The sequence below is a fragment of the Spiroplasma endosymbiont of Anurida maritima genome, assembly GCF_042465095.1.
Taxonomy (GTDB): Bacteria; Bacillota_I; Bacilli_A; order Mycoplasmatales; family Mycoplasmataceae.
This window is the reverse complement of sequence record NZ_CP102059.1, coordinates 678,876-694,301: the sequence shown is the minus strand read 5'-3', so window position 1 is coordinate 694,301 and position 15,426 is coordinate 678,876. Positions and strand designations below refer to the sequence as shown.

General features: G+C 24.0%; 20 protein-coding genes. 4 read left to right on the top strand and 16 right to left on the bottom strand.

Features of this window, described 5'->3' with window-relative positions; all coding sequences use genetic code 4:
- Positions 1–686: 686 nt before the first annotated feature.
- From rpsO to NPX79_RS03240, 12 genes are all read right to left on the bottom strand, one after another.
- Complete coding sequence (gene rpsO / locus NPX79_RS03295; RefSeq protein WP_381415013.1) at positions 687–947, bottom strand: 30S ribosomal protein S15; 261 nt, start codon at positions 945–947, stop codon at positions 687–689.
- Positions 948–1,036: 89 nt separating this feature from the next.
- Positions 1,037–1,921: a riboflavin biosynthesis protein RibF gene (gene ribF, locus NPX79_RS03290; RefSeq protein ID WP_381415012.1), complete on the bottom strand. Its 885-nt coding sequence runs from the start codon at positions 1,919–1,921 to the stop codon at positions 1,037–1,039.
- Positions 1,921–2,793 (bottom strand): tRNA pseudouridine(55) synthase TruB, encoded by an 873-nt coding sequence (truB, locus tag NPX79_RS03285; RefSeq protein WP_381415011.1) that lies wholly within the window; start codon positions 2,791–2,793, stop codon positions 1,921–1,923. Before truB ends, ribF begins: the two co-directional genes overlap by 1 nt.
- Before the next feature lie 187 nt (positions 2,794–2,980).
- On the bottom strand, positions 2,981–3,412 hold the full coding sequence (locus NPX79_RS03280) for a type III pantothenate kinase (RefSeq protein WP_381415489.1): 432 nt from the start codon (positions 3,410–3,412) through the stop codon (positions 2,981–2,983).
- 20 nt (positions 3,413–3,432) lie between these two features.
- Positions 3,433–3,756 (bottom strand): type III pantothenate kinase, encoded by a 324-nt coding sequence (locus tag NPX79_RS03275; protein WP_381415010.1) that lies wholly within the window; start codon positions 3,754–3,756, stop codon positions 3,433–3,435.
- Positions 3,757–3,767: 11 nt separating this feature from the next.
- Positions 3,768–5,111, bottom strand: a complete 1,344-nt coding sequence (locus tag NPX79_RS03270) for a hypothetical protein (protein ID WP_381415009.1) — start codon at positions 5,109–5,111, stop codon at positions 3,768–3,770.
- A gap of 66 nt (positions 5,112–5,177) precedes the next feature.
- Entirely contained in the window at positions 5,178–5,354 is a 177-nt protein-coding gene (gene rpmF, locus NPX79_RS03265; protein WP_381415008.1) for a 50S ribosomal protein L32, read from the bottom strand.
- Positions 5,355–5,435: 81 nt separating this feature from the next.
- Positions 5,436–7,811 (bottom strand): phenylalanine--tRNA ligase subunit beta, encoded by a 2,376-nt coding sequence (pheT, locus tag NPX79_RS03260; RefSeq protein WP_381415007.1) that lies wholly within the window; start codon positions 7,809–7,811, stop codon positions 5,436–5,438.
- 8 nt (positions 7,812–7,819) lie between these two features.
- Positions 7,820–8,875 (bottom strand): phenylalanine--tRNA ligase subunit alpha, encoded by a 1,056-nt coding sequence (pheS, locus tag NPX79_RS03255; RefSeq protein WP_381415006.1) that lies wholly within the window; start codon positions 8,873–8,875, stop codon positions 7,820–7,822.
- A 2-nt stretch (positions 8,876–8,877) separates the two neighbouring features.
- Positions 8,878–9,567: a M48 family metallopeptidase gene (locus tag NPX79_RS03250; RefSeq protein ID WP_381415005.1), complete on the bottom strand. Its 690-nt coding sequence runs from the start codon at positions 9,565–9,567 to the stop codon at positions 8,878–8,880.
- A gap of 15 nt (positions 9,568–9,582) precedes the next feature.
- Entirely contained in the window at positions 9,583–10,362 is a 780-nt protein-coding gene (locus NPX79_RS03245; protein ID WP_381415004.1) for a hypothetical protein, read from the bottom strand.
- A gap of 61 nt (positions 10,363–10,423) precedes the next feature.
- Positions 10,424–10,747 (bottom strand): hypothetical protein, encoded by a 324-nt coding sequence (locus tag NPX79_RS03240; protein WP_381415003.1) that lies wholly within the window; start codon positions 10,745–10,747, stop codon positions 10,424–10,426.
- Positions 10,748–10,858: 111 nt separating this feature from the next.
- Here NPX79_RS03240 and NPX79_RS03235 point away from each other — a divergent pair, with 111 nt between their 5' ends.
- Genes NPX79_RS03235 through NPX79_RS03220 form a run of 4 tightly spaced genes read left to right on the top strand, consistent with a single transcriptional unit; the run spans position 10,859 to position 12,794 of the window.
- Entirely contained in the window at positions 10,859–11,068 is a 210-nt protein-coding gene (locus NPX79_RS03235; protein WP_381415002.1) for a hypothetical protein, read from the top strand.
- A complete protein-coding gene (locus tag NPX79_RS03230; protein WP_381415001.1) occupies positions 11,019–11,555 on the top strand; it encodes a hypothetical protein in 537 nt (178 codons plus the stop codon). Before NPX79_RS03235 ends, NPX79_RS03230 begins: the two co-directional genes overlap by 50 nt.
- Entirely contained in the window at positions 11,476–12,225 is a 750-nt protein-coding gene (locus tag NPX79_RS03225; RefSeq protein ID WP_381415000.1) for a hypothetical protein, read from the top strand. Before NPX79_RS03230 ends, NPX79_RS03225 begins: the two co-directional genes overlap by 80 nt.
- Before the next feature lie 11 nt (positions 12,226–12,236).
- A complete protein-coding gene (locus tag NPX79_RS03220) occupies positions 12,237–12,794 on the top strand; it encodes an inorganic diphosphatase (RefSeq protein ID WP_381414999.1) in 558 nt (185 codons plus the stop codon).
- Between the two features lie 37 nt (positions 12,795–12,831).
- On the opposite strand, the gene NPX79_RS03215 is transcribed toward NPX79_RS03220, so the two are convergent.
- From NPX79_RS03215 to scpB, 4 genes are read right to left on the bottom strand one after another with little or no spacing between them, the layout of a single operon-like run.
- Positions 12,832–13,449 carry a deoxynucleoside kinase gene (locus tag NPX79_RS03215; RefSeq protein WP_381414998.1) on the bottom strand — a complete coding sequence of 206 codons (618 nt, stop codon included), beginning with the start codon at positions 13,447–13,449 and terminating at the stop codon, positions 12,832–12,834.
- The gene (locus tag NPX79_RS03210) at positions 13,439–14,062 is read right to left on the bottom strand and encodes a deoxynucleoside kinase (protein ID WP_381414997.1); all 624 of its coding nucleotides are present in this window, start codon (positions 14,060–14,062) and stop codon (positions 13,439–13,441) included. The genes NPX79_RS03215 and NPX79_RS03210 overlap by 11 nt, the downstream gene beginning before the upstream one ends.
- Positions 14,063–14,091: 29 nt before the next feature.
- Positions 14,092–14,853 (bottom strand): pseudouridine synthase, encoded by a 762-nt coding sequence (locus NPX79_RS03205; RefSeq protein WP_381414996.1) that lies wholly within the window; start codon positions 14,851–14,853, stop codon positions 14,092–14,094.
- A complete protein-coding gene (scpB, locus tag NPX79_RS03200) occupies positions 14,846–15,373 on the bottom strand; it encodes an SMC-Scp complex subunit ScpB (protein ID WP_381414995.1) in 528 nt (175 codons plus the stop codon). Before scpB ends, NPX79_RS03205 begins: the two co-directional genes overlap by 8 nt.
- Between the last annotated feature and the right edge of the window lie 53 nt (positions 15,374–15,426).

Sequence of the window (15,426 nt, the reverse complement as noted above, 5' to 3'; positions counted from 1 at the left end):
ATAAGGTAGTAATTAGCGGCTACAGCACCACCCATGCTGTTACCAATCAAACCTATTTCATCAACCTCATAATTATTGTACATATATTGCTTTATAGCTTTAATATCACTAATTGAGGATGCTCCAATATCTGTATACTTTCCATAAGAATCTCAATGCCCTTTTGCTGTAAAAGTTAAAATATTATATCCTAAATCATACAAGTGCTTAACTTGTCTTAAANNAGCTAGTCATTTATTTTCAGTTCAACCATGCAATCCAATTACTCATTTATTGCTTTTTTTATTTTCTAAAATAAGTGTGCTAATTTTTTTTGACTTATTTTTTATAAAAATATCTTTGTGATGATCTTTTTTAAATAACTCACCAAATTCTAAATATGATTTATCCATTTTTTTATTATCAACATCTCACAAATAACCTTCAATTGAATTTAAATCAACTTTAAACTTTAGTAGTTGTTTTTGATATTTTTGACAAAATAAATTTCATTTAATAGCTCCGTATAGAGAGAAAAAGATTAAAATAGGTCAAAATAAAAGTCATAGAAAAAAATACCTAAATTTAAATTTAAGAAATTTATCATTTAGTAAGTTTTCTTTTGATGGTTGTGTTTTAAAAAATTTATTCATAATTCCTTTTTAAATAAAAAAAATCAAAATTAATATTTAATTTTGATTTTTTTATTATTTTCTAATATTTAATTCTTCTTTAATACTTTTGAAACTTTCAAAATTAGTTTTACTTAAATATTTAAGTAATCTTTTACGACCAGCAACTTTTTTAAGTAAACTTCTTAAAGCTGTAATGTCTTTTTTGTGAGTTTTTAAGTGACCTGTTAACATTGCAATGTCATTAGTTAATAAAGCTATTTGCACTTCAGTTGCACCACTATCTTTTTTATCTTTACCATATTTATTTATGATTTCTTGTGTATTTTTATTCATTTTTCCCCCATGTTACGCATATAAATAATAAAACAAAGTAATATTTGGGAAATATAACAATGTTGTATTTGCGACTTTTTTATTTTATACTATTTTTTTATCATTTTCAATGCTTTTTTATAATCATTATCTAGAAACATTTTTAATTCTTCTAAAGAAGAAATAGACACATTACTTCTAATAAATTCAATAAATTTTACTGTAATTATTTCGCCGTATATTGTTCCAGAATATTTTAGAGCATAAGTTTCCAAAACAACATTTTCGCCTTTTTTTAAATAACAGGTTAAACCATCATATTCTTGATTGTCTATAATAATTTTTGTTAAATAAACCCCAAAAGGCACTAATAAATTATTTAAAATATCTATATTAGCAGTTGGATAGCCAATTTTTCGAGCTAACTGTTTACCTTGAACAACTACTCCTTCAACAGAGTATGGGGTTAATAAGAATTTGTTAGCTTTTTTAATTTGAGAATTTTGTAAAAAACCTTTAATTTTTGTTGTTGAGATTGCACTATTTTTTCTTTTAATTACAAACACATTTTTTTTGCCAAAAAACTTTTTTAAAAGATCAATATCCCCTTGACGATTTTCACCAAATCTAAAATCTTCACCAACAATAATTTGTTTGACATTGTAATGTTCTTGTAGGATTTTAATAAATTTTTGCGCTTCAATGTTTCTGTCATCATTATTTAATAAAATATAATTATTAAAATTTAAACCTTCAAAAAATTTTTTCTTATCTTTATCTCCAAACAATTTTAAAGAAACACTATTGTTTTTAACAAATTCTTCTTTGAAAGTTATTACCGTTTTTTGAAAACGAGTTTTTCTTGATTGTTTAAAAAGTTTTTTAATAATTTTCTTATGACCTTTATGAATACCATCAAACATGCCTATTATAGCCACATTATCATTTATATCATTTAACTGCTTACTACCTTTGCTAAAATTTATAATATTCATTATATTCCTCACAAGCCTCTTTTGCATATGAACAAGTCATCTTTTTGTCTTTCGTATAAAGCCAAGACTTTTTTATTTTTATTAATTATAAAAATTTGGTCTTCGCTTATATTTAAATTTAATGGTTTTCCTTGTTTAATTTCAGCTTCATAATGATTTATTAACAACGGCTTTTTTAATTTAAACAAAACATCATACATTGAAACTATATTGTCCAAAGATAAATCTTCGTTTAACTCTACACATTTTTCAATTCCAAAAACACCAGAAGCCAACCTTTGTAAAGAAAAAGTTGTAGCAATTGTTCCTAATTTTTCAGCAATATCTTCTACAAAANNAGTTCTTACATAAGTACCCTTTGAACAATGCATTGAAAATTTAATGATTCCTGTTTCTTTATTATATGAAATGAATTTTGTACTATAAATAGTTACTTTTCTTGGAATAATTTCAACTTTTTCATTATTTCTAGCATACTCATATAATTTTTTACCTTTAATCTTTACAGCAGAAAACATTGGTGGAACTTGATCGTATGAATAATCTTGAAACTCTTTAAATATATTTAATATTTCATCATCAGTAAAAACTTTAAAATCTTGTTCCTCTACAGTTTCACCTGTAATATCTTTAGTATTAGTTTTTTCAAATAACTTCATTTCTACTAAATATTTTTTATCTTCATTTAATAAAAAATTACTAATTTTTGTTCCATTATTTATTAAAATTATCAAAACACCAGTTGCAAAGGGATCTAAAGTACCAGCATGCCCCACTTTTTTAAAATTAAACTTCTTTTTNATTTTATAAACAATATCATGACTTGTCATGTTTGCTGATTTGTTTATTAACATTATTCCATCTTGATTCACAAATTTCACCACCTAAAACTAATTATAACTACTATTTGAAAAATATGTCAAATAAGTATATAATTTTTTTGTATCGAAAGCATGAAAAGTATGTTAAGTCTTTCTAAATTGTAACTTTTATTTAAAAATAATATATGAATGTTTTTGGTGCTAAATAAAAATCATCTCGTGGCTGTGAGATGATTTTTTATTTGGCGATAAAATTTTCTAAGATATATACTAACCCTTTTTCAATTAACATACTTTCTTGGGTGTAGTTTAAAAAACCTTTTTCCAATTCTTTAAGGTTTCCCCCAGTTATAAATTTTTTATATTCAAACTTATTAAACTTTTCTATTTTATCAACAAGTGATTTCATCATTAAGATGTGACCGTTAGCAACTCCAATAGATATTGCTTCTTGTGTTGTTGTTCCAACAGCTTTATTAATTGGTTCCATTTTACAGTTCTTTAGTAAATGAGCGTGAGAAATTAAAGCGTGTTTTGAAATATGATATCCCGGAGATATTACAACTCCACTCAACTTATTGTTTATGACACAAGTAATAACACTTGCTGTTCCTAGATTGATTATTAAAAAATTTGATAGACTTCGATCTACATAATATGCACCAAAAATAGCTGCAACTATATCAGAACCTACACCAGAATTAATATCGAAAGAAATATGTGATAAAAAGTTTTATAAAAATCTTCAACATTATAAAAAATGATGTTGAAGAAATTACATAACTTTTCAATAAAATTATTTCACTTTGGCGTTACAGATGAAAGTAACAGCTTAGAAATATCATATATTGAGTAACCCTCTATAATTAAAGCTTCTTTTAATTCTTCATAAAAGACATGCTCTAAAATTGTTGCATCTGTTTTAAAATTATAAACTCTAATAATTTTGTTTGCCTTTTTATCATATAAAGAAATTTTGGTAAACGTATTACCTACATCAACTAATAAATTCATAAATCTTCTTTCTAGTTATCAAACCCGATAATATAATCGTTATTTTTTAATTTTTCTACTGTTTTAATTAAATTGTTTAATTTAATTTTAGGATCCACATTAGAAATTATTGGATACTTTCTATCAAAATAAACTTTCAAATATGATAATTTATTTTGATAACTCGTTAATCATTTGTGAGCAATTAAATTTAATTGATCCATATTTTCTCGCGCATATATTTCAGAAGCTGTTACCCTTTTGTCTGGTGGTAATTTTTTAAATAAAGACTCAGCTTTTTTTGGAAACTTATTTGCATAGTCTCAAAACCCAATTGAACCAAAAGTTTTTATTGGTGTTATATAAATTTTATTATCAAAATTTCTACAAGCATGATAGTGAATTCTTGAAATAGTATCGCTATTTAGTGTGTTTTGCACATACTCTAAATCTGTAAAAACTTCTAAATTATATATTTTTAAATCAGTATAATAGTCGTACGGAATTAAAAAACTTTTATTAGTGTATCAACTATAGCGAGAAATTGAATCAAAAATGTCTTCTTCTGCAAATGAAAATTGACGGAAAAAATATGTTTCTTCTTTTCATAATCTTTCCATAATATATGTAATGATTTCATTTGAGTCAATGTTGTGAAAAAATCATAACTTTTGAAAGTTAATGCTTTTTATTTTTTCTAGATCATATTTATTAAAATCATTTTTAGTAATTAAATTATAAATATATTCATTATATTTCTTAACAAAATATTCATAGAACCACCTTAAAACTAGTGAATATATTGAATAATAATATGTAAAATCGTTATGAACCATGAATTTTAATAATTTCATAATTGTTCGCAATAAGTTATTAGATATTTTATTTGCTTTATTAAAACTATCAACTACAACTATTGCGTTATCAATTCTTTCTTTATTTTTACGATAATAATTATAACTATATAAACCTTTAGCATTTTTTTTATAACAAAAAGGAATGATTCTAACTTTAAAATTAACAGTATCTTTATGCAAATACTCTAAATAACCCCCATCAATATTGTGGTCAATATTAACAGTATTATTGTATCTTTCCCCTAAAACTTCATATACTTTTTCAATAATATATTTTCTAACATTATCAGCATTTTTGGGTCTAAATTTTATTATAGCTATTTCTAAAATTTGCTCTTCTGCACTTATTAATGTTTTCGTTCCCATGCTTCCTAAAACTTTAACAGCTAAGTTATGCTTATTAAAAGAAGCGACAAATTCATTTGTAAGATCACGCATTTTTTTTGTAACGATTTTAGAAGTATCTAATTTTTTAGCAACAATTGAATTTAAGTTTAACAAGTCCACATTTTTTTTCATAAAACCTCTTACAATATTATTACTTTTTACTATTATATATAAAAAAATACCATTTATTTAATGGTATTAGTCAACTTTTATAACTTCTTTATTTTTGTAATAACCACATTCTTTGCAAACTCTGTGAGGTTTAATTGTTGTCCCACAGTTAGTACAAGAAATTAAAGTTAAAGAACCTAATTTAAAGTGTGTACGTCTTTTTCTTTTTTGTTGTTTGGACGTCTTACGAAACGGTACAGCCATATTTTTGCTCCTTCTATATTAATTATTTTATAACATTAAATAACATTAATTATTTTATAACATTGTTATTTAATTGTAAAGTTATTTTTTAGTAAAATTGTTATTAAATTTTGTAAAATTNTCATTTGATTCAGCATCAGTAATTTGCTGATCACTTTTATAAATTTCTACATCATAATTTAAAGAATATTCATTTTTATCAAGTACATATTTATCTTGGAAAACATATTTAATTTTAATGTTTTTTTCTAATGTTTCACTATAAGAATTAAAATGATGTTCTAAATCTTTAACAGAATAGTTATTTTGCATTACTACTGTTAATGCTTTTTTTGAAGATTGAAACTTATCTAATTTAACAAAAGAAGTGTTTATATCAATATTTAATAAAAAATCTAAAGAAATTTCACAAATAAATACATTATTTAAGTTAAATGATGAACCAACTTTAGGGTGAATTTTACCGATAACACCAATTAATTCATTTTTATAAAAGATGTTTGCACTTTGATATGGGTGCAATACACTAATTTTCGTATCTTCTATTTTAATAAAACTTAAATCAGCTTGATTAATATTATTTTTTTCTAATAATTTTAAAACTACAGCTTTGAAATTATAAAAATTTCATTCCACTTTTTCTTTTGTAAATTTATCTTGATAAAAATTTCCTTCCACAAGTAATGATAAGTGTTTAAAGTCATGATTTTTTTGATAAATTTTATCAATTGTGAATAATTTTAAATTATTATTTTGACGGTTTATATTATATTTACCAATCGTTAATAAATTATTAACTAATGAAGTTCTCATAACTTCTCTATCTTTTGATAATGGTAAAAGAACTTTTACACGATCACTATAGTTAAATAAATTGTATTCATTAGCTGTAACATCACTTGTTAATGAATAAGTTTTAACTTGTGAAAAACCGTTGTTTATTAAAAAATCACTTGTATATTTAGTAATATTTTTTTCCACATTGTAAGTTTTTTTAATAGCTGGTAATATGACAGGTTTTTCTTTTATATTGTCATATCCATATATTCTAGCTAATTCTTCATAAACATCTTGTTTATTAACTATATCTAATCTATAAGATGGTGGAAATACAACATAATTATTTTTTTCATTATTAAGAATTTCAAAATCTAAATTATTTAGTGTTTGTAAGATAAATTTATTTGTTAATCTAATTCCAAGATATTTATTAACATTGCTTAAAGAAAATATAATGTTGTTTTTTAAAACACTGTTATCTACAATTTCTTGAATTGGTTCATTATTATCAATTATTTCTTGCTCTTCTTTAACAAAAGCTGAAAATAAACTAAGAGATAACTTTGTTCTAAAATTTGAAATTGGTTTAATAAATGACGATTTGATAAATGAATCTATATTAATTATTTTATCAATTTTTCTCATTAAGTTTGGTTTTACATTTATAGCAAATAAAACAAGTTTTTTTGTTTTTTCAGTAATACTACTTAAAATTTTATTGGAATTCAAAGAACCTACACTAATAACATTTTCATTATTTGCAAAACTAAGCTCTAACTTGTTTTCTTCCGTTAATTTTAAAGTCCCCTTTTCAAATTCAACGTCCCCTACCATTAAGTATAAATAAGTCCCGGTAATTATTTTAGTATATGAAATTAAGTTTTCAATATCACTATCTTTTTTTGTATAACCATTAGCTGAAAGTAACAAATAATCACTATATTTAAATTGATAATTAATTTCCTTTGGTATTTCTAATGTTAAGTATGAAAAATAATTAATATTTTCTGTAACATTTTCATCAATTTCTATTTCATAATTTTCTTTAGAAAAATATGATGAAATAATTTTACTTTCATCAATTGCCATTTCTTTTTTAAAAAATAAAGCTAACTCTTTAATCAAAGAAATAGTACCTAAAGCATCACTTCTATTAACAGTTATATCAAGTTCAAAAAAAGTATCTGCAAGATTTAAAATGTTATAAATGCTTTCTCCTAAATTACTAGTATTAATATTTTCAAAACCATTTAAGATTTCAACACCATCAACACTATTTTTTCCAATAATATCTTTTGGTACACCTATTTCTGATAAAGAACAAATCATTCCATGTGAAATTTTGTTTTGTATTTTTGCTTCTTTAATTTCAAAGTCATTTAATAGCTTTGCACCTATTTTTGCCACAATAACAAAATCATCTTCTTTAATATTTTTTGCCCCACAAACAATTGGTACAACTAAATCTTCTCCAATATCAACCATACAATAAGATAATTTAGTATTTTCTATTTTAACAATAGAACCAATACGACCTAAAACAAGATTGTTAAAAACCGGTATGTTAAAAATATTTTCAACTTCAAAACCTAACCTATTAAAGGCCAAAGCAATTTTTTCATCTTTAATTTTATTAATATTAATGAAACTATTAATATGATTTCTTGAAATTATCATAAATTCTCCTACCTAAAATTCCTAAACTGCTTTAAAAAATTTATATCATTTGTATAAAAATGTCTAATGTCGTCTATTCCATATTTAAGCATAGCAATACGCTCAACACCAATTCCGAAAGCAAATCCTGTTAAATCTTTACTTTTACCGCATAACTCATAAACATTTGGATCGATCATTCCTGCACCTAAAACTTCGATTCAACCAGACATTTTACATATTTTACAACCTTGATTTTCACAATTTGTACATGATACATCAACTTCAACTGATGGTTCTGTAAACGGGAAAAAACTTGGTCGTAATCTGATCTTTGTATCTTTACCAAATATTCTTTCACAAAAGTATTTTATTGTTCATTTTAAATTAGCAAAAGAAATATTTGGAGCAATTAAAAAACCATCAATTTGCATAAACTGATGCGAGTGTGTTGCATCATCATCATCTCTTCGATAAACATTACCTGTAGAAATAATTGCTACAGTATCACCTTCATTCATTTTAGATATTTCTCTAGCTGTTACGTTTGTACAGTGTGTCCTTAAAAGTGTTTTATCCGAAATATAAAATGTATCTTGCATATCTCTAGCCGGATGATTTTGGGGCAAGTTTAACNNCTTTTGAAAATTATATTCATCGCTTTCAACTTCTGTTCCATAAACTATGTCATATCCTAATTCAGAAAANATTGCATCAACTTCGTTTAAAACTATTTCTAAAGGATTTTTATAACCTATTTCAGGTGAAATTGATGATATTCCAACATCAATAACTTCTTTTTTTNNTAATTTATCATTTAATTCTTGGTCTGCTAAATCATTTATTTTGTTATTTGCTAGTTCCAAAAGTTCTTTTTTAGAACTATTTAGAAAAGCGCCCATTTCTTTTATTTCTTCTTTTGGTAAAGACTTAATGTTACTNAAAAAAGCTAAAAATATTGATTTTTTTGATGTAATCTCTTCTTTAATTAACTCTGTTATTTCAAAAGAAGTGTTAGCATTTAAAATCATGTTTTTTATTTCATTATATTTAATTATAAATTCTTCTTTATTAAATTTTTGCATAATTAAGCTCCTGGTTCATTTAAAGACATTTTATGTTCTCTAAAATTTGGACAATAGTCTTCAACAAGTTTTCAAAACAATTTTGAATGATTATGATGGACTAAATGTGCTAATTCATGAATAACAACATATTCAATGATATTAATTTTATAATGAACTAACTTTATGTTTAACACAATTTTAGATTCTTTCGGGTAACACACACCTCATTTTGTTTTCATGTTTTTTAAGCTAACATTTTTTAATTCCAAGCCCATAATATTTTTTCATTTATTAACAATATTTAAAAAATCATTATGAAATTTATTCCTTAATACATTATATATTTTTTTAACAGTTACTTCTTGATCTTCGTAATCTTTAAAATAAAATACTCCATTAGAAATTTTTGATCTTTCATTTCCTTGGAATAACAGAATTTGATGATTATTATCATAAATTTTAATGTAAGGATTTTTTTTATTTAAATTTAATTTAATATTTTTTTTATATAAATCTCGTACCTGAAGTATTTTTTTAATATTCTTATAAAATAATAAATCAATATCATGTTGCGTTGCATGATTTGGTGCTGATATTTTTATATTATCTCCGTTGGCTTTTAAAATAATGTTTTTTTGATTTTTTTTATATAATAACTCATACTTTAAAACGATATCTTTATATTCGAAATACTTTATATTATCTTTCATAACTAAAAAACAACCTTAATTATTTCTGTTTTCATCATCATTGTTTTTATATACTTTTTCTTTTGAAACATATTGGTTACGATATTGTTGATTTGCTTCTCAAATTTTATCACCATCACCTACAAATGAAGAATTATTATTATTTGTTTTGTTTTTGTAATTAGATTGCTTTGTTTGAGAATTATATGAACCACCATATAATGGGTTTTGATTTAATTTTTTAGCAATTGAACTAGTATCAAAATCTGTATCTTTTCTAGATGAAGGAATAAAAATTTTATGTTCTTTATCTAAAACTTTAACAGAATCAATCTTGTCTTTATATGTAACTGGTTGAGTTGGTACTGGTTCTTTAATATCGTTTGTTTTTTCTATAAAAGCTGCAGATGGATTTTCATGCACAACTTCTCTTGTATCTTTATCAACGGTTCTAAGATAGTTATCATCTGGCGCGTTACCCATCATAGCTTTTAATTTTGCAACTTTTTGTTTTAAATCAATGTTACTATTATCATCAAAATTAATTGATGTTCTTGTTTGTTCTCTATGGTTAATTTCTCCAACTCCATAATCATCCCTAACAATATGTGGAGAAGTTTTAGAGTTTAAACTATTTTGAATTCTATTATTTAATTTTAAAATATCTGTTAAAAATACTAATCAAAATATTGAACCAGTAAGTAAAAATAAAGGACCAATAAAATTAATGAAAAATATTGGATTTAATCCTCCAATATAATAAAAATTATCAACCGGAGTTAAAACAAATCAAACAATGAAACTAGCCTCGATCATTATAAAAATTATTGGCAAAATTAATGTTCAATAACTTGCAAACTTATTGTAACCAGTATTTTTAACTTCTTTTTTTAATATTACTTCAAGAAAATAAAGGAACAATAAAAAATAATGAAAGTCCAAAAATGATTAAAAACAATACAGCTCCTATAAGCTCACTGTGTTTTACAACAAAATTTAATGTTTCAATATTTTCTTGTGATGATAAAATTGTACTATTTAATAACAAACTTATTTTAGCAACAACAGATTGGGCAAAAATAAAAAATGTATTGTCAAGCGGCATTGTTTTATAAGTCATCAAAAATATACCTTGAAAGCTTGCCAGTATTATTGTCCCCACTCATATAAAAATGACAGATAATATTCTTATGTTTTTCATAATACCCCTTTAAACTTTAAATTATAACTATGATTATCTATATTATTTTACATTATTTTAAAAATAATTCATAATAGAAATAGCATTTATTTGTAAAAAAGGAAATTATATATGGAAAAAGAAGCAACAATAGAAATATTAAAAAATATTACTTCAAAATTTGAAGGTTATAAAAATAGTAAAATAAATGATGGAAAAATCATTAAAATATTTGATGAAAATTTTAATAATTTAAAGAAAACTGGTACAAATGATAACTATTTTGTATGTTTTGACAAGACTCCATTTTTTTTCTGGTGGCGGAGGCCAAGTACCGGATAGTGGAAAAATATTTGACTTAAATAATAATTTATTAGCATTAGTAGTTGATGGTTTTAAAATAGCTTATAACCAAATGTATTACAAAATACAACTTGTTGATAATAATGTTATCTCTGTAAATGACAATGTAATACAAAATATTGATGAAGATAAAAGAAATAAAGCATCACAAAATCATACTGCTTTGCATTTATTTGCGGATGTTTTATTAACTGAATCAAATAATGTTTTAGTAGAAAAATCTGCCAATCTAAATGAAGATTATTTTGTTATTAGATATATATATAACGAAATGTTTACAGATGAGTTTTTAAAAAAATCATTAGCTAAGGCCCAAAGCTATTTAAAAGAAGACCACAATCAAAAAGAAGTTTGATTATCTTTTGAAGAAGCTTTAGAAAAAAAATTTGGTGGAAGAAAAATTTGAAAAAGCATTAACAAAAGATGATTCACTTTTAAGACATGTTTCATTTGAAAATATAACTAGCGCTCTTTGCAGTGGAACTCATGTAAACAATTTAAATGAAATTTCAGGTTTAGAAATATACGAACAATATAAAAGTAAAAAAGAATTTGTTATAAGAGCAACAACAAATATGGTTTTTTATAAAAAACATATTGATGAAAAAATAACAGATTATAATAATTTTTTGGAAGAAACAACATTATTAACAAAAGAAGATAAAAAAATGTTTAATCTTGAAAAAAATGTTAATTATAGTTATGCTACTCTTAAAAAAATTGAAGAAAATAAAAAATCAGTAGAACAAAAAGTCAAAGAAATTAAATTAATTTTAAAAAAAGAAAATGAAGATAAATTTTTTAACAAGGAATATTCTGGTATTTCTTTAAGCAAGAATATAATATTTTATGAAGATGATCTAGATATTGATAATAAAAATGTATCAAAAAAATTAATTATGATGTCTGAAAATGATAGTAATTTATATCAAATATTTGTAAACACTAAAACTAATTCAATAATTGTTAACAATAAAAATAAAGAAATAAATATTGGTAAAGTATTTAAAGAAAGAAAAGTTGATTATATTACTGGTGGTGGTTCACCCTTTCAACTGCAATTAAAATATTATGATTATCAAACAGATGTGCCAAAATTTAAAAAGTTTATTGTAGAATTATTAGGAGATAAATAAAGGAGAAAATTATGAGCAAAACATTAGAAACACAATTTGTAGTTGAAATACCAAAAGGTAGTAGAAATAAATATGAAGTAGATGCACTTACTGGAAAAATTGAACTAGATAGAGTTTTATATGGGGCAAATTTTTATCCAGGAGAATATGGTTTTATTGAAAATACACTTGATTTAGATGGAGATCCATTAGATGTTATATCTTTAATAACAGAACCAACATTCCCGGGCTGCAGAGTAAATGTTAGAATTTTAGGAACTATTAACATGATTGATGCAGGAGAAGTTGATACAAAACTATTCGGAGTACCTGTAGATGATCCGAGATTTAACGAATATAAGCAATTAAATGATGTTCCAAAACATTTAAGAGATGAAATTGAAAACTTTTTCTTGCAATATAAAGCTTTACAAAAGAAATCTGTTGTTATAAATGGTTGAAGTGGTACAGATCAAGCAATTAAAGAACTACAGGAATGTAAAGAAAGATTTGTAGAATATAAAGATGTTTTACTTTCAAAAGGTTCTGATGCTGTTAAGAAAATTTGAAAAGATAAAGGAATTATTTAATAATATAAAAATACATAATAAAAAAAAGTAACTTACGTTACTTTTTTTTATTATTTTGAATTATTTTATATATTTTTTCAGCAGCTCTTTTAGAAGAAATTCTATTCATGTTTATTTTAATAACATTATTAGTTTTTTTAATGTTTTTATATCAAATATAATATTGTTTATTAAGCAATTTTCAATAAGCTTTATCAACAATTAATTCTGAAGCTCTGGCGCGTTGCTTTATTCTTTTAATAGCATTATGAACAGATATTTTTAAATAAACAAATAAATCTGGAACAATGTCGTTTTTTAAATATAAATTTTCTTGAACTAACATTCCATAAAAATCCATGTATAACTTATAATCAGTAATATTCATGTTTCCCATTTTTTTTAAAACTTCGACAAATATTTTATCTTCATATATCGACCTGTCAAAAATAACATCTTTATCTTTTGGGATATTTAAAAGTTGTTTACTACGTTCCATAATCATGAAAATTTGCATTCTAAAAGCAAAATCTTTAGGGTTATTATAAAAATCATTTAAATAAGGATTTTTTTTGACTGGTTCTGAAAATATTACTATATCGTTATCTGTTTGCTTTAATATTTCACTTATTGTAGATTTACCAACACCCACTACTCCAGCTAAACTAATTTTCATTATCTAAATCTCCTAACTTAATAACACTTGCTATTTCATTTGCAATCATATCAGGTTCTTTGTTTTCAGTGTCAATAACAATAATTTCAAAGTGATTTTTAAATTTTTTGTATCATAAATCATAATGTTTATTTAACACCTCTCAATACTCATTATCGACGTTCTTTTCAACTTCTCTACCCCTTTTTTCTATTCGGTCAATTGCGGTTTTCGCTGAAGCTGTCAAATAAATAACTTTATCTATTTTTACTTTTTTATCTAACTTAAGTGTATTTAAAATTACTTCATTATAAAATTCCATATATATCTTATAATCAGTATCATTTAAATGTTTCATTTCATATAAAACATCAACAAAAATTGGATCCTCTAAAATAGAGCGATCAAAAATAACGTTGTTAAAGTTTTTGCTTTGATTTAATTGTTGACTGCGCATCAAAGTCATAAATAGTTCCATTTGAAACGCAATTTTTTTAGGGTTTTTATAAAACTCATCTAAAAATGGGTTTTTTTCAACTGGTTCTTCAAATAAATGAAAATTATATTTATTAGCTAATAAATTACTAATAGTTGATTTTCCTACTCCCACAACACCCGAAATAACTATTTTCATAAAACTCCTTAATTTATTGATTTATATAATTAAAATGAATTATCATTAATATTTTGTTGATAATCTCCAAAGAATTTTTTAACATCTTTTGGTTTTAATGCCATATATTGTCCAACTCTTAAATCTTGGGGCATTTCAAAATGTCCGATTGATAATCTTTTTAGCCTTAAAACATCAAACCCTAAAGCATCAAACATTTTTTTAACTTGGTGATTTTTTCCTTCATGAATTATTAATTCAACAATTGTTTTATTTTCATCAAATAAATTTTTAACAATTCTTCCTTGGCATCTTGAAGTTTTAAAATCAAGCCCATTGTTATCAATAACAACACCTTTTGTAATAGTTTGTAAATCATGTTTTGTAAAGTTTCCCCTTACTTGAGCATGATATTTTTTATCAATAATGTAACTTGGGTGAGTAATTATATTAGCAAAATCTCCATCATTTGTAATAAAAACTAAACCTGAAGTATCATAATCTAAACGACCAACAGGGTATAAACGTTCTTGTGTTCTTGGGAAAAAGTCTAAAACAGTTTTTCTTTGTTTTGGGTCCCTAACTGTGCAAATAACTGCTCTTGGTTTATTCAAAGCGTAATAAACTTTTTGTGTATTTTTATTCACAAGTGGCTTGTCAAAAATTAAAATTTCTTCATTTCCAGAAACTTTTTTACCATGCTCTTTAACAACTAATCCATTAACTTTAACATGCCCTCTATTTATTAATTCTTCTGCTTTACGACGAGAACAGTATCCCATGCTAGCAATATATTTTTGTAATCTATCCATTGTTAAATAATCCTTTTATTTCTTTCTGTTTTAAATCTGATATTTTTGGTAAATCTTCTTTTGATTTTAAATCAAAATGTTTGTAAAAGTTTTCAGTTATTTTATAGAAAAACGGTTTTCCTGGTAAATCACTTTTACCAGCAGTTTTTATTAAATCGTATGAACGTAATTTATTTAATAAATGATCACTTGCAACACCTCGCAAATCGTTAATTTCCGGTTTGGTAATAGGTTCATTATAAGCGATAATTGCTAGAACTTCTAAAGCTGAATATGATAGTTTAACTTTTTCCACTACCGATTCTTCTTTAATTATAAAATCATAATTTTGTTTTTTTGTAACATAGCGATATTTATTTAAAAATTTTTGAATTGTAATCCCTTTAGCTTCATTTTTATCTAAATCACTTTTAATTTCATTTAAAACTAATTCAATTTTATCTCGTTCTAAATTAGTAACAGTCATTATTTTTTCAACAGTGATTCCTTCATCGCCTTTAATAAATAATAACGAGTCCACAATTGACTTTATTTTATCGTTTATTTCTNNTGTTCTTCTTGTTGTTTTAATAC